Origin of the sequence: Bacillus sp. B15-48 (genome assembly GCF_016879755.1) — a bacterium.
Classification (GTDB): Bacteria; Bacillota; Bacilli; order Bacillales; family Cytobacillaceae; genus Mesobacillus_B.
In genome coordinates this window covers 353,445-379,114 of the sequence record NZ_WOFU01000003.1, presented here as the reverse complement: position 1 = coordinate 379,114, position 25,670 = coordinate 353,445, and the positions used below count along the sequence as shown (strand labels likewise).

Here is a 25,670-nt window from a genome sequence, read left to right as displayed (position 1 = left end):
CCTATGTCAAATATTGCGTTAAATGTAGACAAGGAATCCAAGAGCAATTCGAAAAGCTCCATCAAGGACAATATCTCAACATCCTTTAAAGTCTGGATAGCCTTCCTTACAGTAACCTTTCTCATTGGTGGTTATTTCATCGTAGAAAGATTCATTACTGGCTTAGCTGCCACCAATCTTTCTAGTATTACCCCATGGGGAGCATGGATAGCTTTTTATATTTTCTTCGTTGGTCTAAGTGCCGGTTCATTCCTGCTCTCGACATTGATTTATGTATTCGGAATGGAAGAGTATGAACGTATCGGAAAAGCAGCACTGTTCACGGCGATTGTTTGTATGATTGTCGCGCTTACCTTTGTATTAATGGATCTTGGACGACCAGAACGAATGATGAACGCGATTATTTATTGGAATGTCACCTCCCCGCTTGCTTGGGAAGTACATTTCTATCTTGTCTATATTGCCCTCCTTACAGTGGAATTGTATGTAGCAATGCGAGAAGATTTGGTCCGCGCCGCAAGAACAAACACGTTAAAAGGAAAAGTTGCCAGACTATTAATCTTTAAAACTTCAACTATAAACGAGGAAACAAAGCATCGAGACCATAAATGGATGAAAATTCTTGGGACAATCGGGATACCAATAGCGATTTTAGGGGTTCATGGTGGAACAGGAACGATTTTTGCCCTCGTTAAAGCACGACCTGCATGGAATACAGCAATATTCCCGATCATTTTCGTTGTCTCAGCGATGGTCTCTGGTACTGCCCTCCTTTTAGCCATGTATGTAATTAAAAGAAAGGTACAAAAGAAGCCAATCGACCATAAAATGGTTGTTTCATTGTCAAAAATGATGGTTGCATTCCTCATCATTGACCTCGGGCTGCAGTTTTATGAATACTTGACGAGTTGGTACGGTCTTGAAGCAGAACATCTAGATACATTACGGACAATGTTGGCCAGTAAAATGGCCTGGTCCTTCTGGGGTGTCCAGATGTTCCTAGGTGCGGTAGTACCGATCACAATCGTATTTTGGAAGAAAACGAGTCAAAATATCAATGCTCTTTTAGTCGCAGCCATCTGTATCGTAATTGGGATTATCGCGGTTCGCTTTAATATCGTCTTACCGTCCCTGATTGTGCCTGTTTTTCATGAGCTACCTTGGGGAGATTATTTTCCAACGATAAAAGAATGGATGGTTAGCATCGGTGTTGTATCAATGGGACTACTAATCTATTCTTTTGGCGAACTTCTACTACCAGTTGAAGAAACTTCTGAAGAGGTGAAACAGTGATGGAAAATAAAACAATGAAACGACGTGGTTTTTTAAAAGCCCTTGGAACCATTGGAGCGGTTGCCCTTGTCGGCCCTGCTTTTGTTGGCCCAGTTAAACAGGTGATGGGTGGAGTTTGGACGGATGACCCACATGGGATTGGAACGGATTATCAGGATTATACGGCAGAAAATGTCATTTTCACTTCTTGTCAGCAATGTAACTCAACTTGTACAATCAAGGCTTACATTGTAGCTGGCAGCGCAGGTGGCGCCTATACATCGATTGTGCGCAAGATCGCGGGCAATCAGTACAGCCCAATTAATATGGTGCCCTATGGACATATCAGTTACGACACTCCACTTGAACAAGCTGTTAAAGGAACAGGAGATCTTGCAAGAGGTGGGCGGGGACTCCGCGGTGGACGAACTTGCTTAAAAGGCCAAGCTGGCATTCAAACAGCGTATGATACTTTCCGTGTTCAACAGCCATTAAAGCGGGTCGGCGAACGAGGCAGCGGAGTTTGGAAGAGCATCACTTGGGAGGAAGCGTATCAGGAAATTTTAGAAGGCAGCAGTGATTTAAAAACTCCTGGACTGAAAGAGATATGGAAATATGTCTCGGAAGACGAGGTGATGATTGATTGGGATAAAGTTATGGCAGGGGAAATGGAGAAATCCGTATTTGACGAAAAATATCAAGACGTCTTAATTGATACCAATCATCCAGACTTAGGACCAAAAGCGAATCAAATTGCGATTATGGCTGGGCATCGACGTGATTTTATTGAACAGCTTGCCAACAATAGTTTAGGAACGGCAAATTTCTATGACCATGGCGGGTATTGTGGCATCACTAGTGTAATGGGAAATGTTCGCTCCTTCGATACAAAGAAGCAGAAAAAACGGATGATTCCGGATTATGAAAAGGTTGAGTACGTTTTAGTGTGGGGAACAAATCCAGTGACGGCCAATCGAGGGCCAACGACGTTTGCGCCGCAAATTACGAATGCGATTGATCGTGGTATGAAAATGGTGGTCATAGATCCGCGCTATAGTAAGACAGCTGAAAAAGCAGATTTGTGGGTGCCGGTAAAACCGGGTGGTGATGGTGCGCTTGCAATGGCGATGTGTAGGTGGATTATTGAAAATCATCGTTACGATGAAACCTATTTGCGCAATCCAAATAAAGAAGCGGCAGAGGCAGATAATGAACCAACATGGAGTGACGCCACTTATTTAGTAAATGTCGGTGATCCAAAAAGACCGTTTTTACGCGCAAAAGATTTAGGACTTGGGGATGATCAGTTTGTTGTCCTTGAGAATGGCCAACCCGTTCCTCATATAAAGGCCGAAACTGGGGATTTAGAGGTGGATACGACAATCAATGGGCTTCAAGTGAAATCGACCTTTACGATTTTTAAAGAAAAAGCGCTGGAAAAGTCGTTAGAAGAGTATGCAAAGATATGTGATGTCAGCACCGAAATTATCATTCAAATCGCAAAAGAGTTTACTTCCCATGGAAAAAAAGTCGGGATTCACTCTTACCGTGGTCCGGCGATGCATACGAATGGGTATTATTCTGGACGAGCGATTAATATGCTGAATCATTTAGTCGGAAATCATGATTGGGTAGGCGGAGATACGGCTCTTGGTGCGAAATATAAACAAGCAGAAGGCCGTTATGATTTGGTTTCGGTGCCGAATCCAAATAAAGCTTGGGGAATCCCAGTTACGCGTCATAAGACACCGTATGAAAAGACAACCTTGTATGAAAAGGACGGCTATCCGGCCAAACGCCCGTGGTATCCGTTAGGAAACAAACTGATTCACGATGTCCTTCCGAGTTCAGCAGAAGGCTACCCATATAAAATCAGAGCGATCATTATGAACCGAACGTCTCCGATTATGTCAGGTCCGCGTTCAGAGATGCAGAAGAAATTTTTGCAGGATCCGAACGTGGTGGAACTTGTCGTCTCTTCTGATATTGTCATTGGCGAATCAACTAAATACGCCGATTATATTTTGCCAGATTTATCGTATTTAGAAAGTTGGAATACAGAGGCGATCTTCCCGATCTTAAAATATAAGTTTGCCAGTGTTATCCAGCCGGTTACTCGTGTAGTTCCAAATGCCCGCCAAACGGAACAAGTTTATATTGATTTATTAAAGGGAATGGGACTTCCGGGAGTTGGAGATAATGCGTTAGCAGATGGATCTTCGATTCATAGTCCGGAAGATTATTATCTTAAAATGATTGCAAATATTGCTTTTGACGGACCAACACCTGTAAAGGATGCCAATGCCGAAGAGTTAGCTATTTTTGAGAAAGCAAGAACATTAGCGTTAGGTAAATATTTTGAACTTAAAAAACTTAAAGAAGCAGTCAAACCGGAAGAATGGAAAAAGGTTGTTTACGTATTGAATCGAGGCGGTCGCTACGAAGTTCAAGGAGACGAACATGTTGGCCCTCATATTAAGTACCAGTGGGCAAACCTTGTACACTTTTATGATGAAAAGGCAGCGGGCTTCAAGAGTGCTTATAATGGAAAATTTTTCGAAGGGGTAGCGATTGCGGATGAAATTCGCAAGTATAATGGAGAAGTTTATCAGCCAAATCTACCATTTCAGTTTATTAACTGGAAATCTAGGAATATGGGTACACACCGAAATGAAAGCAATGCTTGGCTTCGCGAAGTGCGGGATGAAAACTATTTATGGGTCAATCCACTAGATGCAAAGAGAAAAGGAATAAAAACGGATGATTTTGTCTATATCACATCGAATAGTACAAAAGAAAAAGCTCGAGTCCTTGTGACTCCGGGAATCAAACCTGGTGTCATCGGCGCAAACTTCAGTTTTGGTCACTACGCCTATGGCTCAAGTGAAGAAAAGATTGATGGGAAAGTGGTCAAGCCAACAGAGAAATATGGGCACCTGCCTTTTGATACAAATACACCAATGCATGAAGAGTCAGGATATACACGTGGAAGAGGACAAGGGTTCTCTGTCAATGCTTTAGCTGATAAAGATGACAGTTATTTTGAGGGATTTTTAGCAGACCTGTTGATTGGTGGGCCGGCGCAGCAAGATGTTTTTGTCGACATTGAAAAAATCTAAACATAAAGGTGATGGTCATGAAGGTGATGCAGGAAGAACTCTATGGAAAACTGGCGTTAACGAATATTTTAGCAAGTGTTTGGTTGGGGGATTGGGATCGTTACGAAGAGATTTTTCACCAAATGGACGCTGGTTTAAGGGAAAGCTTTCCGTTTCATTCAGAATACAATCGGGATTTAGTCCAATTATGGCATGAAAATCATTTTCTAATTCCTGGTGAATATTTTGTTTCTCCGTATTTTTCGTCTTATAAACTCAATCGTGTGAATGTAGAAGAACGAAAGGAGAATCTCCTTTGCTTAATCGGAACTTATGAAAAAGTAGGGTTTTATTTCCCATTGGAGCAGGAGTTGTACCCTGATCATCTAGGATGTATAACTGCTTTTATTAGTGCACTTCAACAAGAAAGAATCAAAGCCCTGCAAGAAAACAATTCAATATTGGATGAGCAATTGTATCAATTAGAAAAAAAGATTGTTTGCGATTATATTCTGCCGCTGAAGAACGAAATCAAAGACGCAGCTGAAAGCAAAATTCACCATCCATTCCTACGTCAATTTATCAGCTATTATTTCGAAGTAATCGGGGAATTGGATAGACTTTAACCAAAAAGAACCGGGCAGCTTTTGCCCGGTTTTTGCTATTGAGTTTAAATAAAGAATTTCTCCCTTTAAGATAGTAAACACCTTCATCCCCTAATGACTGAAACGAAAATTGAAATATAAAGAGGCTTATACCTGCATGGTATAAGCCTCCTTCCATTTGAATGGGAGTTTCTTAGGTCTACGATTGCTTTGGATCGGGAATAAGATTTCCTTCTTTTACTAATTCGGTTTCTGTTTTCGCGTTATCCATTTCTTTCCCGAGCTTTTTTAATTCATCTAAATTCTGTGCCATGGAGCTATTGTTAGCATTTTTAACCTTAATCTGTAGTTTAGCTTTTTTTTGTTTCGTTTTGTTATCCATTCCATCCTCTCCTTTGGCGTTAAAGATTCCCTAGTTTTTTATTTACCCTCTTATTCATAGGTGAAACCATTTTTGTGAGACCTACTAAATGGATGGGGAAGCAAAGGAAGCATAGTGACGTACCCTTCGCTTCTTTGGAATATTTTTATTTCAACGGGAAAGTTAATGATCGATTTAGAAAAGGAAGCATAAGGTACGTCCCCATGCTTCACGAAATTTCCTTCCCCCAAATCCCCCCATCATAGTTTATAATAAAAAGATGTCGAATTTTGTTATCAGGAGTCTTATCCTATAACAATACTAAGCTAGTAAAAAGCAAGTAGGTGAGTAAAATAAACATCATTGAAACACGGGTAAGAGGCTTTATTGCTGATATCCAACACCCAAAACAAAAAAAGAAAATAAACATAAACGATGTAGAACTGCAGCTGCGCAGGCTGATGGATGATTATTTTGATATGGATGGGTATTCGTTGTTTTGCCAGGCGATTGAGAGGTTGGAAGACGATGGGGTACTGACTCCGATACAAAACAATCAATATAATGGAAGAAATCCGGCTTTGCCACTCTATTATTGGGTGAATATTAAGGTTCAGGAAAGCAAATGGGATCGGCTTGAGATGATGAAGCTAAGTGATCTGTTTGATTTTACTTATTATGAAAATCATCCTGAATGGCAAACGGAACACGAATGGAATCGAATCCACAATGTATATAACTTCCTTAAAACGAGTGAGGAACGGGAAATCGTCTCTTTAGAAGAAAGAAGTTTGGAGCTTTTTGGGCATGAAAAGTTTTTACTAGACAGCGATCAATTCCCGGAAGGCAGAAGCTTTTTAACACGGATTGGCGTTTCGGAAGAGCAATTGAAAATCGTTAACCTCGGTGAGCCGTTTGTGTTTTGGTTGAAACAAGGGAAAGAAATTAAAGATGTTCAGCGCGTGTTAATCGTTGAAAATCTATCATTCTTTCATACCTCCATTCAGTTATTGGAAAATAATCAACTGGATTATGAACCGGAACTGATTATTTATGGGGAAGGAACGAAAATTGAACGGAGTTTTTCATTTTTCTTTCGAATGTTTCCACCGAAAAACTATCTTTTCTATTATGCAGGAGACCTTGATGCCGCCGGATACGGGATTGTCATTCGTTTGTTGGAAAAATATCCGGATTGCTGCATTCAGCCGGCCTTGAAAATTTATCGCAAAATGCTTGAATGTCACCAGCAAAAAAATGACCAGAAGAGTGGACAAACACAGAATGAAAAATACCGTGATGCTTTTTTTCAATGGTTTACGGAAGATGAGCAAAAACAATTGATGCAGTTATGGCAGGAAAATAAGCGAATCCCCCAAGAAGTGCTAACAATCGAAACATGGAGGCGATGGATGTGAACGAGTCATGGGAAGGCTTCGCCCAGCGAATGCAACGATTGAATCCATTGTTTGAGCTTGGGAGAGGGATGGAAGTTGGCGAGTTGAAGCCTCATCTCCAAACGATTCTCATGCAGGTGCTCCTTACCATTTTTTATCGTGAATTAAATGATGATGACCAACGGCGCAAATCCGATATTAAATATATCGTCGAAGATTCGATCAAACAAATGAAGCTGCTTGCCGACGACAAGCAAATCGACCGGATTACGAGTGGACTTTTATATCAAGGGAAAGAAGAGTATACGAAACCGTTTGAAACCTTATATTACGATGAAATTAGGCAATCATGGGAGACGCAAACGTTTCGCTATGTCACGATGGATGAGCTATATACCAATCTTGAGATGGGCGGGTCGATTGTGTACAAACTGACCGATGTCTCGCAAGAAATGATTTTTATGAGTCGAGAAATGGCGGAGGAATTCTCGATTACGATTGAACAATTGTACAGTATGCAGTTAATTAAGAACGGTAATTTTCGCAAAGCGACTCGAAACCTCGATCACCTCATTTCACGTGTGAACCGCTTAATGGCAAAAGAATTCTCCTTTCAAAAGGAAATGGTCAACAATCCCAAAATTTTATTAATTGAAGAGGAAATGCAACGAGCGGACAATCGGGTGGAAATTGAGAAGCAATTCGAGGAAGAAAAGAATCATTTTCGCACGATTAGCTCGATGATTGAAAAAACGAAACGAAGAAACGAAGAAGACGATGGGATTCAAAAGGAATTGATGCTGCTTCAAGAAAAGATTGGTCATACTAGGGCGCTGCATGACCGTTTCGCGAAACTCGTGATTCAAAATATTTCTTATGAAATGAAGCTAAAAGCCGAAAACCCATCGCTGTTTTGGGAAACGAGCTTGGTTTCGTTTCGTGAACATCTTTATGAAAACTGGTTCATGAAGGAAGGCGTAACGTCTTTTAAGCTTGTCGAAAAGGTTCTCGGGCCAATCTTTTCCCCGAAGAATGAATTTATTTTGCCGTTAGATTGGGTTTGGGGTGAACAGGAATATGATGAAAAACAAATAACCGATGTGATCGTTGAAGAAGAGACAGAAGAAAGCATTACCTACCAGCGCGTCACGAACTGGGATTCTGTCGTCAAAGCATGGAGTTATGTGTTTCAGTACATCCAGACGTACGGCGAGTTTTCATTAGCAGACTTAGCAAGCATGCCATTGGAGGTCCAGGATTTATGGTTTGAGGAATCGGAGACGATTGATCTATGGATGATGTTTGATAAAAAACCATTGAAAATCCAAGTGTTGCATCGACAAGAAGAAACATTGAGTGATGAGCGGGAAATTCTTCTTTACAAACTGATGCATGAATATCCGCAATTTCAAGTGTTTGAAGGCGCGAAAATATATACGAAGTTTGACCACCGGGCAGAGCCTTTCCTCTGGTATCGAATGAAAATCACCCCGTTTAAGATCTGTGTACAGGAGGAGAAATAAGTGAGTGCAGAAACAATTAAAAAAGCATCCGCGGTCTATTTTACGCTCTTAAAAGAGAAAGTCATCGACGAAAATAGCGAACACTTTCAGACTTATTTTGAACCGGAAGTGAGACAGACGGTGCTTTTATTAGCGGACGAATCTGGTACGTATATTATTGAATCGCCGAAACGAATTCAATTGGTCGTTCAGCCGACGGGATCTGTGTTTGCGACGAATTTTACCCATATGAAAGACAAGCATAAACAAGTGGAAACGAAAAAACACTTTCATTTAATGAGCGTCGTGATGATGTCGTTTTTAGCGAGCATCGATCGCAACCAAGCGGCAAGAATCCGTACGAAGCGGGAAGGCATTAGCTATTACGCACTTGAACGGCAAGTGAATGATGTGATTATGAATTGGGATAGCATTCTTAAAAATCAACCAACTTTCGGTGAAAACGAGAAAATCGATATGAAAGAAGTGGTCACCACTTGGAAGTACATGGAAGTCGACACCGATGATTACGGAGCAAGAAAAGCGAATCGCCGAACGCGAATTGGGTTGATTGCTAGTAGTATGCGGTTATTAGAAAGTGAAGGGCTAATCGTCATTTTAGATCGGGATGACATTCCGAAGGCGATTCCGAAACAAGAATTGTTTGAGCGGATTGACTATTTATATCACGATTATGACCGTTATGAAATGTTTAAGAACTTAATTTCAACAGAGGAGGATGAGGAGCATGCCGAAGATTCATCGAATTAGAATTGTTGGCCTGAAATATGATGGCATGCAGAAGCAATATAAGGACACGACGTTCAACTTCCATGATGAGGAGACGAGCACAAATGGGCTCATTTCGATGATGAATGGCGGGGGGAAAGGCGTATTCTTGCAAACCATCTTCCAAATTCTCAAACCAGGAACCGCATGGGGAAAGCAAAACAATCGCTATTATCAGCAATTCTTTTTTAACAATAAGGAGCAGTTTATTCCTTATACGTTTCATGTGCTGATTCAATGGGAATTGGACGGAGCCGATCATCGTCATTTGGTGACAGGCGGAATGTTTTCAGCAGAGCAGCGCATTTCGATGAATGAAGAAATTGGCACGGAAAACAACACGTTGGAACAGGAAGCGAAAATTGTCCCGAATATTACCTTCTATACACGCGAATTTGCGGGGAAAGAAGAAGTCTCGCTAGAGCATATTCCCCTCTATGAAAATGGCGAAGTCGCAGAAACAGAAAGTTTGAAAGACTATTTAAAATGGAACGGTTACGACGTTTACCGCGATACGAAAAAGCATTATCGCATTCTTGATACATACGGAATTAACCGTAAAGATTGGGAAATTTTAAAAGACATCAACAAAGATGAAGGTGGCGTTGGCAAATACTTTGAAGGCGCGGAAGACGATCATTCTTTGTTCCAAAAAAGAATCATTCCGACGGTGAGTCAAGTATTACTTCGAACCGAACATCAGAAAAATGACCTAGTAGAAATTTTTAAAAGTCAGGCGAGCATTGCGAAAGATTTGCCAGTGCTGTTAAAACGCGAGCAAGCGCATAAAGAGTTTTTAGAGGATATCGTTCCGTTTGAAGAGAACCTTGCAAAGGGTGTAGAGCATAAAGAAATTGTTGAAGACAGTATCAAGGTTGGACGGCAGTTGCTTGGTGCGTTGGAACATTTGAAACAAACGGAAGAGGAAAAATTGGTTTCATTAGAAAAAGAAATTGAAAAATTAACAGAAAAACAAATTGATTTGCGCTATCAAAAAGACAATCTTGAGTATGCGAAAGCCCATCGTGAAGTGCTAGATTGGGAGAAGAAATTAGCAGAAGAAAAGAAGAAACATAGTGGTTTGCAAGAAGTGGTGATTGAGAAACAAAACCGCAAAGACGAGCTTGCGTTTCAACTGTTATTAAAAGAATGGCAAGAAGGCGAGCAAAGCATTCGCGCGTTGTCCCAGCAAATCGCTAAGTTGGAACAAAACAGTGGCTTAGAGCAAGTGAATCAACGCATGGATGAAATCAAAACAGAAGCGGTCGAGCAGTGGAAAGTAGCTTCTGTGGCGATTCAAGACAGTGTGAAGCAATATTTGGGTTATCAAAAGTTTTTAAAGAAAAAAGCCACTGAACTATCGAAACAGGATAAGAAAAAGACAAAAGAAATTGCTCAGTTTGAGTCAGAAATAGATTTTCTATATACGCAAATACATGAGTTTGAGTCGCAGGAAGAAAAGCTGATCAAAGAATTTGGCGACCGTTTAACGTATGATTTAAAAGGGTTTATCGAGAGTCTATCCAAGCAGATTGAAGACAAAAACGCGAAATTAGCTGAGCTGGAAATCAATGATAAAAAATCGAATGAAAAGCAAAACGAGCTTGCGTCTACTCATGGGACACTCGTGCAATCGATTGAGTTTTCCGAAGAAAAAGTAGCCGAGTTGAACGAGAAAAGCGAAGAGCAAAAAAATAAAGAAGCGAAATTACTTGATAAGCTTCACGGGTTATTAGCGGAGGTGACGGCACCGTTCACTCAGGCGTTGCTCTCAAAATACGCGCTGCAAATCGAGGATCTGCTCGTTCAAAACCGCGAGCAAGCGGAAGAACTGAAAAAACAGCTGTGGGAAACGCAAATCGATTATGACTTAAATGATGAACATTTCTGGATTGCGAATAAAGATGTGAAAGAATTAAAAGAGTGGATTGATGAAAAGACCGGTATTGATGTGTTTTACGGAACGCAATTCCTTCAATCGTTAAAACGAGAAGAATTGGCCAGTCATTTGTCAGCCTATCCACTTCTGCCATATGGGTTAGTCGTTAGCCGCCAGCAGTGGGAGAAAATCAATCAGCAAGTGTTATCAAGCAGAATGTTCAAAAGCCCTGTTCCAATTTTCATGCGTGAGGAAATGGCGAACGAAACGAGCCTCGTACCGTTTGTAGTGATGAACGGAACCGAGAAAGAGCTGTTAAGTGATAAAAATCAATTTACCGACTGGAAAATCAAGCTTTCGAAACAACTAGAAGAAAAGAAAGAGACGCTCGTTGAAATCGAAAAAACGGAAAACTCCTTCCGGCGAATTTTAAAAGAAATCGATCGCTTCCTAGCCAATGAGCTTGCGAGTGACATCGACAAAGCGCTAAGCAAAGAACAAGAAAGCTTGCTTGAAAAGAAAACGAAGTTGCAGGAAATCATCGTTCAAACGGAAAAAGAAAAAGAAAACCAGCGACAACTGAAAGAGCAGGTAGAGAAGACAAAAGAAAAGATTGAAAAGCTCACAAAAGATGTCGAGACGTTAACGGAATACGAAGAGAAAAAGTCGCTCCATCAAGAAAATAAACGCGTAAAAGAAGAGAAAGAAAAACAAAAGGAAACGTTGGTACACGCTCAGAAGGAAATCGTCGATGAGCACGAAACGACTGTTAATTTACAAGATAAGTGGAATCAAACGTATTTGGAATGGAAGCTTTCAACGGAGCAAACGATCAATGAAATGGCGGTCTTTATTGAAGACGCTGCGTTCCCTTTTTCCGGAAAGGGCGAGCTCTCAGAAGAAGTGCCGCGTTTATCTTCTTCTATTTTAGAAGATATTAACGGAAGCATCGAGGAATTGAAACAGCTGCAAAAGTCCAAAGAAGAACAAGCGAGCGAATTGCTGGCGATTCAAGCGACGAAAGAATCGGAACAGAAGCAGCAGAAGAAATTAGAGAAGAAATTGAATGGGTTGAACGAGGAATGGAAGGATGCTCCTGAACGAGAGGAGCCGTTAAGCATATTAGAAAACATGCTGCAAACGGCGCAAAAAGAATCGAGAGCAGCCGAGAAAGAAGAGCGCGAAAAAGGAACGGCGGTAACAGTCGCGGAAACGTCGTTAAAACATGCGATTGAACAGCGTGACAAAGCGGCGAAAAAAGTGGTCAAGCATGAAAAGCAACCTGAAGAATGGGAAGACCTTGATTTAGAAGTGAAAGACGTTGAAATTAAAGACCAAACGAAGCTGACGAAAAAGGAAATAAAGGACGCGGAAAAACGCCAGAAAGAAACAGAGTCGAATATTACTGGCTATGATGGAGACCTATTAACGTTATCGGTCATCCTCAAAGAAGAAGCCGCTGCGTTTACGGAAGAAGATGTCGAGAAATTTAAAACGCAAGGAAAGCAATGTATTTTAGCTTGGTGTGAAGGGCATCAAAACATCCAAGAAGAAGGGCAAGAAAAGCATGCGAAAATCGAACAATCGTTGCGGAACTTAAAGTTAACGATTGAGGGAAAAGATTGGGAGATACGCTTTAAAAATGAAGTGTTAACGACACTTGACCATTTGGATACAAGGCATTACAGTCATATCCAAGTTGTCGTGAAAAACATGAAGCGTTTTTCACAAAGTGGCTTAGAACAATTAGAACGCGACAAAGAGCGCGCGGAAAAAGCGCAAAACTTCTGGGCGAGCCGTGCGAGCATGAAAGTAATGGGCATTTCAGAGGCAATTCGTTCAATGATAGCAAAGATGAAATTAAAAAACGAACGAGGTACTTTCCCGCTTGTCCAGCTTAAAGAAGACATTTTACCGAAAAAAGCGGAAGATGTGGAGCCGTTATTGAAGCAGCATTTCGTTTCAGCGATTAACAAAATTACAAAACGTTTTGAACTAATGGATGACAATAATCGTGAGTTGGATCAAGAAATCAACCAACTGATCAGTGATGAGCAAATTTTATTTGTTTCGTTGCGCAATCGTTATCCGGAGTTGCTCGTCTATAACATGCGCACCGATAATGCGTTTATGTACGGAAAACCCCAACGTGAGCATTATTCGACATGGCAGACGATTAACCAAGGGTCGAAAACGAAATCAGATGGAAGTGGTGGGCAAAAACTATCGGCCCGAATGGTGATGATGATGATGCTCTTATCGGTTAAAAGTGAAACCGATCAAAGTTGGGTTCCGTTAGTCGTCGACAATCCGTTTGGACAAGCGGCATCCGCCCATGTTCTTGACCCCATCTTTGCAGTTGCGGAAAAACTGAAATTCCAATTTATCATTGTTACACCACCAGAATTGGTTAAAACAGAAATCAGCCAACGCTTTGAAGCGTATTACAAATTGGACTTCATCCGTGAAAAAGGCAAAGAAATTGTAAGTGACACGATTGTTCCCGCATTTCGGATTTATCAGGGGGAGGAAGTTACTTCATAAAAAAGGGCAAGTTCATTCACCGAAATGAAGCACCTCCTTATCAGTTTGATAAGGAGGTTTTAATTAAACCGTGTAAAGTACGTCTTGTCTCCGGACTTGTGAATTACTTTAAAGATAAAGCTAGTGTAAACAATTTTTTAATCCGACTACTGCGTAAAAGCACAGCTAATATTGTATGTTTTTTCAGAAAAGGTCATTTATGATCTTTTTGCCTAAGAGATCCGAAGGTTTTTTGAGCGATAATGCTGGTAACGCGATTTTTAATCCAAGTACTCGGATTAAAAACACCAAATTTCGTTGATATATTGCTAGTACTCGTAATAAAACGCTGTAGAATGAAGGGTTAATCCGAGTACTAGCAATAAAATGAGGTCAGCAGGCCGATATAATCCCTGTACTAGCAATAAAAAACGGCCAAAAATTGGTTTAATCCAAGTACTAGTAATAAACGAGCCTTATAATTACGTTAATCCAAGTACTAGCAATAAAAACTTAGCCTATTTATCGACAATCCACCCTGTATAAAACTAAGAAAAACAATCGAGTAAAAAAACTAAGAAAAAAACCGGTCGTTATTCAAAGTTGTTCAATACCCTTTAAGAAACCTACTTAACTAAAGTTAAGTAGGTGACAATAATTAGGCCTCCTTGAGGTGTTATAAATCTGTCACAGCCCCTTTGGATGCAGAGGAAACGAGTCGGGCATATTTATTTAAAACACCGCGCGAATAGCGAAGAGGGGGCTGTTTCCATGTTTTTTTCCGTTCTTCTAATTCCTCATTTGTGACATTAAAGGTTAGTTGTTGTGTGTCGCTATCAATGGTGATGATATCCCCGTCTTTCAACAGCGCAATTGGTCCACCGGTTTGCGCTTCCGGTGAAATATGACCAACGACAAAACCGTGTGTTCCCCCGGAAAATCTCCCATCCGTAAGAAGGGCTACTTTTTCGTTCAGCCCTTTGCCGATGACAATTGCAGTAATCGCAAGCATTTCGGACATACCTGGTCCACCTTTGGGCCCTGAGTAACGAATGACAATGACATCCCCCTCTTGAATCCGATCCTGTAACAGAGCCTCGGTTGCATCCTCTTCGGAATCAAATACTCTTGCCGGGCCAGTAAATTTGGCAAGCTTTAAGCCGCTCATTTTAGCTACTGCGCCCTCAGGAGCAAGGTTTCCTCGTAGTACGACAAGCGGACCGGTTTTGCGGATTGGGTCAGCTAACGGTCGAATCACATCTTGACCTTTTTGTAAATCAGGATATTCTGCCAGATTTTCCGCGATTGTTTTTCCAGTAACAGTTAGACAGTCTCCATGGAGAAGCCCAGCTTGAAGTAAAATTTTCATAACAGCCGGTACACCGCCAACTTCATGCAGGTTTTGCATTACATATTTTCCGCTCGGTTTTAAGTCAGCAATATGAGGAACTTTTAGACGGATTTTTTCAAAGTCATCCAATTCTAACGGAACATCGACTGAATGAGCCATTGCAAGTAAATGGAGAATGGCATTCGTTGAACCCCCAAGGGCCATCACAAGAGTAATCGCATTTTCAAATGCTTTTTTTGTCATGATATCTCGTGGGAAAATCCCTTTCTTCAATAATTCGATCACGGCTTGGCCGGCCTTATGGCAATCATTCAACTTTAACTCCGTAATAGCAGGGTTAGATGAACTTCCAGGAAGGCTCATGCCTAGTGCTTCGATTGCCGAGGCCATTGTATTGGCCGTATACATTCCACCGCATGACCCTGGGCCAGGACATGCGCGGCATTCGACCATTTTTAGTTGCTTTTTATCGATTTCCTGTTTATTATAATGACCCACAGCTTCAAAGGCGGAAACGATATCAATATCTTTCCCGTCTAAGTTTCCTGGTGCAATCGTACCACCATATACAAAGACAGATGGAATGTTTAAACGGCCAATAGCGATCATGCACCCTGGCATATTTTTATCACAACCTCCAATCGCTACCAATCCATCTAAACGTTCAGCTCCAACTACTGTTTCAATTGAATCCGCAATCACTTCGCGGCTCGGCAAAGAATACTGCATGCCAACATGTCCCATTGAGATCCCGTCGGAAACGGTAATCGTGTTAAAAATTAACGGGGCACCACCACTATCTTTCGCCCCCTTTTTTGACTCAATGGCTAATTTGTCAATATGTACATTACAAGGGGTAACCTCACTCCATGTGCTTGCAATCCCGATCATTGGCTTTTGAAAGTCCTCATCCGTGAAACCAACAGCTCTTAACATCGCTCTGTTTGGCGTCCGGTTTTCTCCATCACTAATAACGTGACTTTGTATTCTTAAGTCTTTCTCTGAGTTTGTCAAATTTAGATGCTCCTTTCGATTGTGAACATATTAGGTGAATTCAAGTTAGTTGCTAATTCATTATGTTTCCGTAGAAGGATTCATAACTAGGAGTGTTAACAAATAAAAAAACACTATTTTTTAAAATAACCAAAAAAGCATCAATTCATTCAACTTCATCGTGTAGGTAGCAGGGGTGTACATCGCTAAAGAATGTAATTTTTAAGGACTTATTTCTTGAAAAAGTGCTTTATTGTAATGCAGTATTACAGGATATTTCTTAATCGTTTGTGATTCAGGTGGCTGCGATGGTGTTTCAAAATACCTGAGGATTTGTTACTTGTGTTTCAAAATACCTAGGGAATTGTCACTTGAAGAATGTGAAGTAGAAATAGACGTATGGGAGCCGCCACCACCTGATACCAGCTGAATAGGGGTTAATGGTTTAGTTTTTCGACTGAGAGGATGTTTTTTTTATGACATCCGCATTCCCAGCAACGTCAATATGGGCGGTTTCTTTTTTTAGCTTTTCCTTTATTTGTTGTGTTTCTTCAATTTGACGTTTTGTAATCGAAACTTTATTTACTTGAACAGGGCGTTTATTAATTATTACTTCCTCTTCTTTCAAAGGAATTCGAAGTTCGTTCTCGTCTCCTGCTTCTATTACCATTTCTTCCCGCTTAATTGGAACAGTGAACGTTTTCTGTTCTACAACAACATCTTTATGAACCTTTATCTCACCTATTTGTACTCGTTCTTTTTTTATGTCCAGCTGTTCTTCTCTTAATCGTAGGGTTTGCTCTTTATCATCCTCTGTTTTTATATTCGGTTTGCCAATATTTTTCCTCGTAGCAATTGTATAACTAATGGCGCCAATTATTGCTCCTAAAATAAGGCCTGTAATAACTGTAAAACCTGTTAACCAACTAATTATGCTACCGATTATTGAACTAATAGTAATATACTTTCCCATGGGGCCTCCTGATGTTAAATTTAAATAAAAAGGGATGGAAAGAGACCTACTTAACGAAAAGTTAAGTAGGTGGGAAAAGATTAGTCCTCTTTAATAATATCTGTATTGCCATGTGATTCAATATCTGCAACTTCTTTTCGAAGTACTTCTCGTACTTGTTCTGTTTCCTGAACAGGGCGTTTATGTGCGGAGACTTCACCCGTAATGACGGTATGCTTATCTACATCAATTTTTTCAGCAGTTACTGGGATGTGGATGGTTTCCTCTTCTACAATTGGCTCATCTGTTGGTTCGTGATCAACGGCTCTTTGCTCGATGACCACTTGATCATGTGATACAGGGACATCCACTGCTTTTTCTTCCTCAATAATGTCCTTATGAAGCGTTACGTCGCCTGTCTCCACCCGATATTTGTTGATATCCAATTCTTCCTTACGAAGATCAAGATGTACGTTCTCAGTTGCAAATTCTGTATCAGCTGTGCGATTTACTTCAAGTCCCTTTTTTTTAGTTTCCTTTTGAGTTTCCTCTTCGTTAAATAAATCAAAAAAGCCCATACTGAAAACCTCCTAAGGATCATGATTGGATTGTACACTTATAATGTTCCCTAGAGAAGTAAAGATATGCTTTAAGTATCTATGTCAAAAAGTGGATAGGCAATTGGTGTATGAAGGAGAATCGTTTATGGAAACGTTCTGGGGAAAAGCTGTATATCCATAAACAAAATCTTGTCTACTGAGAAATTCCTTATTGTTACAATTTTTATATGCTAAAAAATACTAATAGCTATTTAATTTTTTTTATCCATATCCAAAGCGACAATCCTTGAGCAAAAGGACTATCAAACGGGTCCTTTCGTTTTTAATTCAGGAAATAGTTTAGCTGTTGAGCATGTCGGCGGTTCGTATCAATCACATCTTCAACTATTCGTTTACTTTCCGAATCTAAGTCTCCTTTTACCAGTTCCTCTGAATAATGAATCCCATAGCGATCCATTCCTTTTAAAGCATCCTCAATCATTTTTCGCTTGTCATTAGAGAGCATGATTTTATGCATAAAACTATGCATTGACCCAGAGACACCTTCATCATCAGCTGGAACTCCGCCTAGATTTTGAATTCGTTCAGCAATTTTTAAGGCATTTAATTTAGTATCCTGCTGCATCGATTGAAAGCTTTCCTTTAATTCGCTATCGTCCACCTTTTGAATATAATGTTCAAAAGAACGGATTCCCATGTATGTCCCTCTTAATAAAGTATTTAATTCCTCAATAATCGTCTCATTTGTCATCCCTGTCACATCCTTTGTCCTATTATGAAGCTTTTGGATTGAAATATTCGTAGCAAGGTTCAACCTTTAATTGAACAAGGCCATCTTCAGTTTCGAGTAGTGCGAGTCACCTCCAAATTTTGGCACTAGCATAGTTCCAATTTATTATGCGCACTATATTTATTGACAATTAATACACAAAAATATTCTTTTAGGGAGGCTGTACGATGACCGAACAACAAAATCAACAACAAAATCAGGATCAACAACAACTTCAGCAAGCAATTCAATCTATCGAACAGACCGATAATATGATAAAAGCACAAACAAATACAAATTTAGCTGAAATTGCAAAAATGGAACAAGTAATGCAACAACTAGACCAACAGTTGCAAAATTCTAATGTGGCTAATTCCACAGGAAATCAAGCATTACAACAGCCACAAATAACTGCTTTGCAAGGACAAACAGCTATAAGTTTAGAGGACAAGCAACAGACATTGCAACAAATACAGCAACAGTTGCAAACATTTCAAACAGTTGCTTCCCTAGGAAATCAAAACCTACAACAAGCACAGTTAGAAGTTCAAAAAGCTCATATGCAATTACAATTGGAAAATCAACAATTATTCCAAGCTCAACAGCAGGTGCAGGCACAAATTCAAAAATTACATACTGCACAAGAGCAAGTCAAAAAAGAACAACAAGATGTACAAAATGCGCAAGAAAAACTACAACAGGCCCAAGCTACAGCGATGATTTATCAAAATGAAATGAAATAGATTTACAGGAAGTTGACCGGGATAGGGGGAGGATCGCTGTTTTTCAGGATCGGAGAAAAGAATTTTATAAAAATGATTAAGCGTACAACAATATTGTTGCAGGTAAAACACAACTAACCATCAGTGGGGGATGAAGAAACCCCCTCTGATGAAAGTTTCCCTTTATAAGGTTGATTATTTATTTACAAATAAAGGGATATTCAGCTCCGTCTCTGCTGGTATTGTTTCAACAAGTACTTCTCCATTTCGGATCGAGTAAAGAACAGGGGCTTGGCAGCGAATGGCATCGTATTCTGAACTTGAGTCGATGATTATAAGGTTTGCTGGATTGCCTTCTTTCACTCCGTACGTATCTTGGATATTTAAAGTTTTTGCCCCATTCGTTGTAATTAAATTCAATGCAGTGACAATATCGTTATAGCCTGTCATATGGCATGCATGTAAACCTGTATCGACTACTGTCATTAAATTCCCATCGCCTAGTGGATACCAAGGATCCATTATAGAATCTAGTCCGAAACATACATTTATCTCAGCCTCTAGAAGCTCTTTCACTCGTGTTAATCCACGGCGTTTTGGATAAGTATCAAATCTTCCTTGTAAATGTAAATTGGCTTTAGGCAGGGAAACAAAATGAATCTTTGATTGCTTAAGCAGTTTAAACAGTTTATACGTATAAGCGTCATTATAAGAACCCATTGCGGTTGTATGACTAGCTGTAACAAGTTCGCCCATCCCTAATTTATAGGCTTCGGCCGCGACGACTTCGACAAAGCGTGATTGTTCGTCATCAATCTCATCGCAATGAATATCGACCATTTTCCCGTATCGATACGCTAACTCAAGCGATTTTTGAACGGAACGGACCCCATCTTCTCTCGTAAATTCATAATGAGGAATCCCGCCAACGACATCAGCTCCCATTTTTAACGCTTCTTCTAATAATTCCTCTCCTTTTGGATAAGAATAAATTCCTTCTTGTGGAAAAGCGACAATTTGGAGATTTACATACGGTTTGATTTCTTGCTTGACTTCTAATAAAGCCTCTAAACCGATTAAACTAGGGTCTGTAATATCGACGTGTGTTCTTACATGTTGGATCCCGTGTTTTATTTGCATTTGCAGCGCTTTTATTGCACGATTTTTAATCTCTTCTTTTGTTTCTTTCACGACTTTTTTACGTTCTGACCATATTTGGATTCCTTCAAATAATGTTCCGGATTGATTCCATCTTGGTGTTCCTGCTGTTAATGCATAGTCCAAATGAATGTGAGGTTCGACAAATGGAGGAAGAACCATTTTGCCATTCACATCAATAACCTTTTCATCTGCAGGAACGGCTGCTTGCTCGGCAGGGGTAATCTTAAAAATTTTATTTTCCTTTATATGTATATCCCAGATTCCATCTTGGCCATATAATTTCGCATTTTTGATTAACATTGTTCATCACATCTCCCTTTAAAGTTTTAAATCTCTTTACTCTAGTAGGGTGGTCCTTATGTCACCTGCTAGTCCTTTGCATTATGTAAATTTATCGCACAATAACTTTATTATAAATCAAAATATTTTTGTATGCTCAAAGATCATATTCATTCCCCAATTGATAAAGAGTAATTCATTCCGTTACACGATAGTAAAGTATAATAAATAATTGGGACGACGCAATCGCCCCATAATATGTGAATGAAATTAATTCCTAGCAAGACCTCTTTCAAATGCTGCTAGATGGTTTAAAGAGGCATTACGCAGTTGAGAAAAGACAATTCTTACATCATTGGGGATGTTTAGTGATAAAAATCTAGCGTACATAGAGATGTTGTCGATTTCCCCTTGAACGCCTGCAGCATATGCAGCCTTAAGATTTTCTGGAGTTGTAACAAAGTATTGAGAAATATCATTAGGTAATGGTACTCGATAACGGTCGAAAAGTGGTAATAATGCACTTATATGTCTTATTTCTGCTTCTCTAATCTGTACGAAGGTTCTTACGTTACCAAAGGTTTCAATAATGTTATTATATTTTGCTTGTGCTAAATACTCGTCCTGAAGGGCATAAATTAACATTTGAGGTAAGGATAAGGAAGAAGCATTTAAAGCCCCTTTAGCACCATAGTCTTCAATTTGCCTTTGGTTATGCGTTATCTTTTGATTTTTCGAAAAAAAAGCCAAAAACCATACAGCGTGATTTTGTTCATCTGCTGCGGCACGTCGGAATCTATCTTTGATGGTCATATCTTGTGCGTTGTCTGAGATATCTAAATAAAAATCTACAGCCTCTTGTTCATCTTTAAAGGCAAATTCAATGCCTGGTTGATAATTGTCTGGACATTCCTCAATGATTTTATAAGATGGCTGTCTCCCTGTTAAATTTGTGAAAATTCTACTAAATTCTTCAAGATGTCGTTTTTCATCTTTTTGTATTTCAAGTATTATGTTCCTTTCTTCTTGTGTTGGTGCCATTTTGGCTAATCTCTCGTAACAAGCAACAGCACTATACTCTGCATTAATTGCTTTTTGGATATCATTTAAAAGTTGAGTATCAAGTGCATTCCGATAAAGGTCGTTATAAGCTGGAACATAATATTGTTGGTTTGAATACATGATTGTCCTCCTTCAGTCTAACAGTCAACATATGATATGTATTTAAAGTTGGTTAATGTGCATGATCCCTGCGCTGCTGACGATACCTAGTCCAAATTGAATCTCCTTGATTCCATTGGCCGCCCAGCAGGAAAGGCAGAAGATTGGCTAGTGGATTTAAGAACTACTTTATATAACATTTATCGCAAATTAACGAGCAGTAATACCCCCACTTCAAGGCTTTGAGAAAATGATAAAGGATAAGTGGGGGAAACTGCCCGTAGTACCAAAAGGAAAGAAGCTTTCATCCTCAAGATAAAAGGGTTGACGTCTTCGATTATTTTTATTATTATACCTATAGGGGTAATAGTAAAAAGCATATCGACATAAATACCCTTGTAGGTAAAAATAGATTGGAGGCGTAAAAGTGACAGAGAAGAAAAAAACAACAATCGTCTTATTAAGTGGTGATTATGATAAAGCCATGGCAGCTTATATTATTGCGAATGGAGCAGCCGCTTATGATCATGAAGTAACAGTCTTTCATACTTTCTGGGGTTTAAATGCCTTACGTAAAGAAGAAAGTGTGGCTGTAGAAAAAGGGTTCCTTGAAAAAATGTTTGCGAAAATGATGCCTAGAGGCGCTGACAAAATGGGATTATCGAAAATGAACTTTGCTGGTTTTGGCCCTAAGTTAATTAAAAAAGTGATGAAGAAACACAATGCACTTCCTCTTCCGCAGTTAATTGAAATGGCACAGGAACAAGATATAAAATTAATCGCATGTACGATGACGATGGATTTACTAGGTCTGCAAGAAAAAGAACTGTTAGATAATATCGAATATGCAGGTGTTGCCGCCTATCTTGCAGAAGCTGAAGATGGGAACGTCAATCTTTTCATTTAAATGCCCAGAAATTATAGGAGGGACTAAGCTTGGAATATGTTAATTATTTACTCATGGCTCTTTTTGTTCTTTTTATAGTAAATCGTTTCATGCCAATTAAAGGTGTACGAAATATATCAACAGCAGAATTAAAAAATGAATTGAAAGATAAACATAAAAGCTTTATAGATGTAAGGACAGCTGGTGAATGTAACGGAAATCACATTAGGGGATTTAAAAATATCCCACTGCATCAGCTCGCTGAAAAGGCAGAGAAGGAATTTTCGAAAGAAAAAGAAGTAATTGTTATTTGTCAGAGTGGGATGAGGAGCCAAAAAGCTAGTAAGCTATTAAAGAAACTAGGTTATACAAAAGTAACAAATGTAAAAGGTGGCATGAACGCCTGGTTTTAATAAAAAGAAGGAGGAAATCATTAATGAAAGCAATACCTGCTAAAAAGGTTGAAACATTGCTAAATGAAGGAAAGAAATTAAATATGATTGATGTTCGTGAAGTGGATGAAGTAGTAGCTGGAAAAATTCCCGGCGCCGTGAATATTCCGTTAGGACTTATTGAATTTCGCTTGCATGAGTTAGATAAATCAAAAGAATATATCATAGTGTGCCGATCAGGTGCAAGAAGCGGCCAAGCAACACAATTTCTAGACTATCATGGATTTAATGCTGTTAATATGACAGGTGGAATGCTTTCTTGGGAAGGAGCAATTGAGTAAATTTTCGAAAAGATAATACCCCATTTGGTATTTTCGGGAGATTGAAGTTCTCTTGATGTCCTTCGTAAAATTCCTCATCATCGCATTGGAGCGAATATTTTTTAAAACATCTCTGTTTATCCATGTTTCATTGTGTACCAACTAATGGTATAATGAAAAACTTGGAATGATTACGACTTGTACTTAAAAGCTGGATGCCATGAAAAGCCTCCGCACAAGCGTAAAAATCTGGAGGTGTAAGCGAATGAATAAACGCTGGACAATCGGTAAAATTAAAGAATTTGTTGAGAAAAACTCGGAAAGTAAATTGCTAGCGACTGAATATCACGGTTTTTCGCAGAAATTATTATTTAAATGTCAATGTGGTAATAATTTTGAAAGAACATTTACGAAATTTAAAAATAATCACCAACGTAAATGTGATGTGTGTCAACCTCCGAAAACATCTCGTTAGGAACTGGGGACGTTCTTTTAGGGGACAATCGGAAGGTTTGCATAAAAAAAGGCATATTGAGCGGGTATTAGCTGCTCAATATGCCTTTTTCTATTGTCATGTATTTCCTTTAGGATAAATCAAAAAAGTAGTTAAAGGTAAAAATTGTGATCATTTAATTAATCATTCATTAATATTAATATAGGTTTTTGTGAAAGAATGGCTTTTCCTAAAATAAATATCCTTTTTCTACTAGTAAAAGGACTAAAGTTAATAAAATAAAGCTAAAAACTACAACTATATCACTTATCGATATTTTAAATTTGTAATTATATAACTCTTCATGATTCATGTTTTCTATTGAGCTTTGGATCTCATTGATTCTTTCAAAAGAATTAACAAGGAAGGAAACGATGATATGAGAGATTCCTTTGATTTTCGTTTTTAATTTTATTTTGTTTCCGCCAATGCTCGAGCGTGCATTATCTAAAAACCTATCCTTTATTTCCAAACCTTTCCCCTTAAGATCTTGTACGATAAACATTACTATTTTTAAGTAGTCTTTAACAGGAACGCCTATTAATTTTAATGGAAAAAGAAGTTTATCCAGTAGGCCAATTACGGTTTTCATCGGGGTTGTGTGAAAATACAGGATGCTCACATACCAAATAACAAACAAACTAAACATTCTCAGAAAGACTTCATAGCTTTCTTTATTATAGGAAAATAATTGGTTATTGGTAATCAAATAGAGAAGCTCACTCATCAAATAACCAAAAAGATAAGGAATCAGGACGATGATAAAATAGGAAGCAGTACTGACTAATAAGGTTCGGAATTTAATTCTTGTAGCGAGAGTAGCAATCAATAAGTAAATAGATAGGATAACTAAACTAATCTGTTTTTCTAAAAGAAAAGACATGATAGCGAGCATTGTGGCAATGATAAACTTAATAAGCCCATCTATATTCATTGACTTGTCAATTTTTGGTGTGTTTGTTTTGGTTAGAATAATATTATCTGCTGACATAGCAATACCTGCCATAATTTTTTTGTATAATTTTAGTATAGTACATTTGAAATTGTAGGCCTCAGATATTAATGAAGATTAAGTGAATAATAAAGTTGAAAGATTTCTAATTGTTTAAAAAGTATAAAGTGTAACTCTATTTATATTTTGTTTTAGTTCATTACGTTAATGCTAGGCATTGTTTCGTTGGCAAGATTTGTGAAGATGTTCGAAAAGAAAATGTAGTTTCAAAAAATGTGTAAGAAAACTGTCACTAAATAGTGAATTATTCTTAACATATAAGAGCATTTTCAACACAATTTATTTACAAGTGTATAATTGATTTTGTGGAATTAATTAATGCTGGAAACTTAAGGGAGGAGCAATGAGTGAAAAACAGGGTTAAAGTTTTAATAGTGGATTATCATACTATTGTTAGATATGGTTTAAAACTTATTTTAGAATCAAATAATTCTATAGAAGTATGTGGAGAAGCTAAAAATCTCAAAGAAACTATTGATATCATTCCCAAAGTTAGTCCGGAACTTATTTTGATTGGCTCAAATTTTCCTGATGGTGATGGAATTAATGGGTGTAATAGAATAAAGTCTATGTTCCCTAAAGTTAAAATTATCATACTAACAGAATGTTCTCAAGAACCGATCGTAATCGAAACGATTCGAGCGGGAGTAGATGGTTATTTGTTGAAAAATGTAACAAGGGATGAATTAATAGAAGCCATAATTAAAGTCTATGAAGGAGAATGTGTATTAGATGCATCCCTTGTTCAGTATGCCATTAATTTTATCACTCAAAATAGGGGAAAACTCAGTAATGAGCAACATAATTTGAGCAGGAGAGAAACAGAAATATTGCAATTGCTAAGCTGTGGAAAGTCCAATAAAGAAATTGCAGAGATCTTTGTTATTTCAGAAAAAACTGTACGAAACTATATCAGCAAAATTTTTAAAAAGATTAACGTTTCTAATAGAACTGAAGCTGCTATTTATTGGTTGAGACAAACAGCATTAGCATAGGTGTAAATGTACATATTCGAAGGGCAAATGTTAGTATTCGGTGTAAAATCTTTCTTCCCAATAATAGGGCAGGTGTTTTTATGTGAAATTATTCACTAATATACCTGATTCGCAGTTAATAGCATAAAAAACAGCCTTAAACCCTTACGAATGATGGCTGTTTTTATTTGTCGCAAAACTGTAATATCCTACGCCTTT

The 25,670-nt window shown here is 38.7% G+C and carries 21 protein-coding genes; 13 read left to right on the top strand and 8 right to left on the bottom strand.

Annotated elements, in window-relative coordinates:
• Nucleotides 1–3 precede the first annotated feature (3 nt).
• The 3 genes from nrfD to GNT69_RS12365 are packed head-to-tail and all read left to right on the top strand — an operon-like array spanning nt 4 to nt 4,996.
• Nucleotides 4–1,293, top strand: coding sequence for an NrfD/PsrC family molybdoenzyme membrane anchor subunit (gene nrfD, locus GNT69_RS12375; RefSeq protein WP_203555269.1), 1,290 nt, complete (start codon nt 4–6; stop codon nt 1,291–1,293).
• A complete protein-coding gene (locus GNT69_RS12370; protein ID WP_203555268.1) occupies nt 1,293–4,391 on the top strand; it encodes a molybdopterin-dependent oxidoreductase in 3,099 nt (1,032 codons plus the stop codon). The genes nrfD and GNT69_RS12370 overlap by 1 nt, the downstream gene beginning before the upstream one ends.
• Before the next feature lie 17 nt (nt 4,392–4,408).
• On the top strand, nt 4,409–4,996 hold the full coding sequence (locus GNT69_RS12365) for a molecular chaperone TorD family protein (RefSeq protein ID WP_203555267.1): 588 nt from the start codon (nt 4,409–4,411) through the stop codon (nt 4,994–4,996).
• 178 nt (nt 4,997–5,174) lie between these two features.
• Here GNT69_RS12365 and GNT69_RS12360 read toward each other — a convergent pair whose 3' ends face one another.
• The gene (locus GNT69_RS12360; RefSeq protein ID WP_203555266.1) at nt 5,175–5,357 is read right to left on the bottom strand and encodes a hypothetical protein; all 183 of its coding nucleotides are present in this window, start codon (nt 5,355–5,357) and stop codon (nt 5,175–5,177) included.
• Nucleotides 5,358–5,680: 323 nt separating this feature from the next.
• Here GNT69_RS12360 and GNT69_RS12355 point away from each other — a divergent pair, with 323 nt between their 5' ends.
• From GNT69_RS12355 to GNT69_RS12340, 4 genes are read left to right on the top strand one after another with little or no spacing between them, the layout of a single operon-like run.
• A complete protein-coding gene (locus tag GNT69_RS12355) occupies nt 5,681–6,754 on the top strand; it encodes a Wadjet anti-phage system protein JetD domain-containing protein (RefSeq protein WP_203555265.1) in 1,074 nt (357 codons plus the stop codon).
• A complete protein-coding gene (locus tag GNT69_RS12350) occupies nt 6,745–8,256 on the top strand; it encodes a hypothetical protein (RefSeq protein WP_239094179.1) in 1,512 nt (503 codons plus the stop codon). Before GNT69_RS12355 ends, GNT69_RS12350 begins: the two co-directional genes overlap by 10 nt.
• Entirely contained in the window at nt 8,257–9,006 is a 750-nt protein-coding gene (locus GNT69_RS12345) for a DUF6063 family protein (protein WP_203555263.1), read from the top strand.
• Entirely contained in the window at nt 8,984–13,447 is a 4,464-nt protein-coding gene (locus GNT69_RS12340; RefSeq protein WP_203555262.1) for a coiled-coil domain-containing protein, read from the top strand. The genes GNT69_RS12345 and GNT69_RS12340 overlap by 23 nt, the downstream gene beginning before the upstream one ends.
• A 655-nt stretch (nt 13,448–14,102) precedes the next feature.
• Here the strand turns inward: GNT69_RS12340 and ilvD are convergent.
• The 4 genes from ilvD to GNT69_RS12320 form a co-directional block, all read right to left on the bottom strand.
• A complete protein-coding gene (ilvD, locus tag GNT69_RS12335) occupies nt 14,103–15,791 on the bottom strand; it encodes a dihydroxy-acid dehydratase (RefSeq protein ID WP_203555261.1) in 1,689 nt (562 codons plus the stop codon).
• Nucleotides 15,792–16,215: 424 nt separating this feature from the next.
• A complete protein-coding gene (locus GNT69_RS12330) occupies nt 16,216–16,743 on the bottom strand; it encodes a YsnF/AvaK domain-containing protein (RefSeq protein ID WP_203555260.1) in 528 nt (175 codons plus the stop codon).
• Nucleotides 16,744–16,823: 80 nt separating this feature from the next.
• Nucleotides 16,824–17,300, bottom strand: a complete 477-nt coding sequence (locus GNT69_RS12325; RefSeq protein WP_203555259.1) for a YsnF/AvaK domain-containing protein — start codon at nt 17,298–17,300, stop codon at nt 16,824–16,826.
• Nucleotides 17,301–17,604: 304 nt separating this feature from the next.
• Entirely contained in the window at nt 17,605–18,033 is a 429-nt protein-coding gene (locus GNT69_RS12320; RefSeq protein WP_203555258.1) for a DUF2383 domain-containing protein, read from the bottom strand.
• 206 nt (nt 18,034–18,239) lie between these two features.
• Here GNT69_RS12320 and GNT69_RS12315 point away from each other — a divergent pair, with 206 nt between their 5' ends.
• The gene (locus GNT69_RS12315) at nt 18,240–18,794 is read left to right on the top strand and encodes a hypothetical protein (protein WP_203555257.1); all 555 of its coding nucleotides are present in this window, start codon (nt 18,240–18,242) and stop codon (nt 18,792–18,794) included.
• Between the two features lie 174 nt (nt 18,795–18,968).
• Here the strand turns inward: GNT69_RS12315 and codA are convergent, their stop codons facing one another.
• Nucleotides 18,969–20,234 carry a cytosine deaminase gene (gene codA / locus GNT69_RS12310; protein ID WP_203555256.1) on the bottom strand — a complete coding sequence of 422 codons (1,266 nt, stop codon included), beginning with the start codon at nt 20,232–20,234 and terminating at the stop codon, nt 18,969–18,971.
• 249 nt (nt 20,235–20,483) lie between these two features.
• Nucleotides 20,484–21,395 (bottom strand): ferritin family protein, encoded by a 912-nt coding sequence (locus GNT69_RS12305; RefSeq protein ID WP_203555255.1) that lies wholly within the window; start codon nt 21,393–21,395, stop codon nt 20,484–20,486.
• A 406-nt stretch (nt 21,396–21,801) separates the two neighbouring features.
• Here GNT69_RS12305 and GNT69_RS12300 point away from each other — a divergent pair, with 406 nt between their 5' ends.
• The 4 genes from GNT69_RS12300 (at nt 21,802) to GNT69_RS12285 (ending at nt 23,447) form a co-directional block, all read left to right on the top strand.
• Nucleotides 21,802–22,281 carry a DsrE/DsrF/DrsH-like family protein gene (locus GNT69_RS12300; protein WP_203555254.1) on the top strand — a complete coding sequence of 160 codons (480 nt, stop codon included), beginning with the start codon at nt 21,802–21,804 and terminating at the stop codon, nt 22,279–22,281.
• A gap of 29 nt (nt 22,282–22,310) precedes the next feature.
• Nucleotides 22,311–22,673 (top strand): rhodanese-like domain-containing protein, encoded by a 363-nt coding sequence (locus GNT69_RS12295; protein ID WP_203555253.1) that lies wholly within the window; start codon nt 22,311–22,313, stop codon nt 22,671–22,673.
• 23 nt (nt 22,674–22,696) lie between these two features.
• Entirely contained in the window at nt 22,697–22,993 is a 297-nt protein-coding gene (locus GNT69_RS12290) for a rhodanese-like domain-containing protein (RefSeq protein WP_203555252.1), read from the top strand.
• 244 nt (nt 22,994–23,237) lie between these two features.
• Entirely contained in the window at nt 23,238–23,447 is a 210-nt protein-coding gene (locus GNT69_RS12285) for a hypothetical protein (protein WP_203555251.1), read from the top strand.
• Nucleotides 23,448–23,655: 208 nt separating this feature from the next.
• Here GNT69_RS12285 and GNT69_RS12280 read toward each other — a convergent pair whose 3' ends face one another.
• A complete protein-coding gene (locus GNT69_RS12280; protein ID WP_203555250.1) occupies nt 23,656–24,456 on the bottom strand; it encodes an energy-coupling factor transporter transmembrane component T in 801 nt (266 codons plus the stop codon).
• Between the two features lie 368 nt (nt 24,457–24,824).
• On the opposite strand from GNT69_RS12280, the gene GNT69_RS26020 reads away from it, so the two are divergent.
• Nucleotides 24,825–25,472 (top strand): response regulator, encoded by a 648-nt coding sequence (locus GNT69_RS26020; protein ID WP_203555249.1) that lies wholly within the window; start codon nt 24,825–24,827, stop codon nt 25,470–25,472.
• The last annotated feature ends 198 nt before the right edge of the window (nt 25,473–25,670 follow it).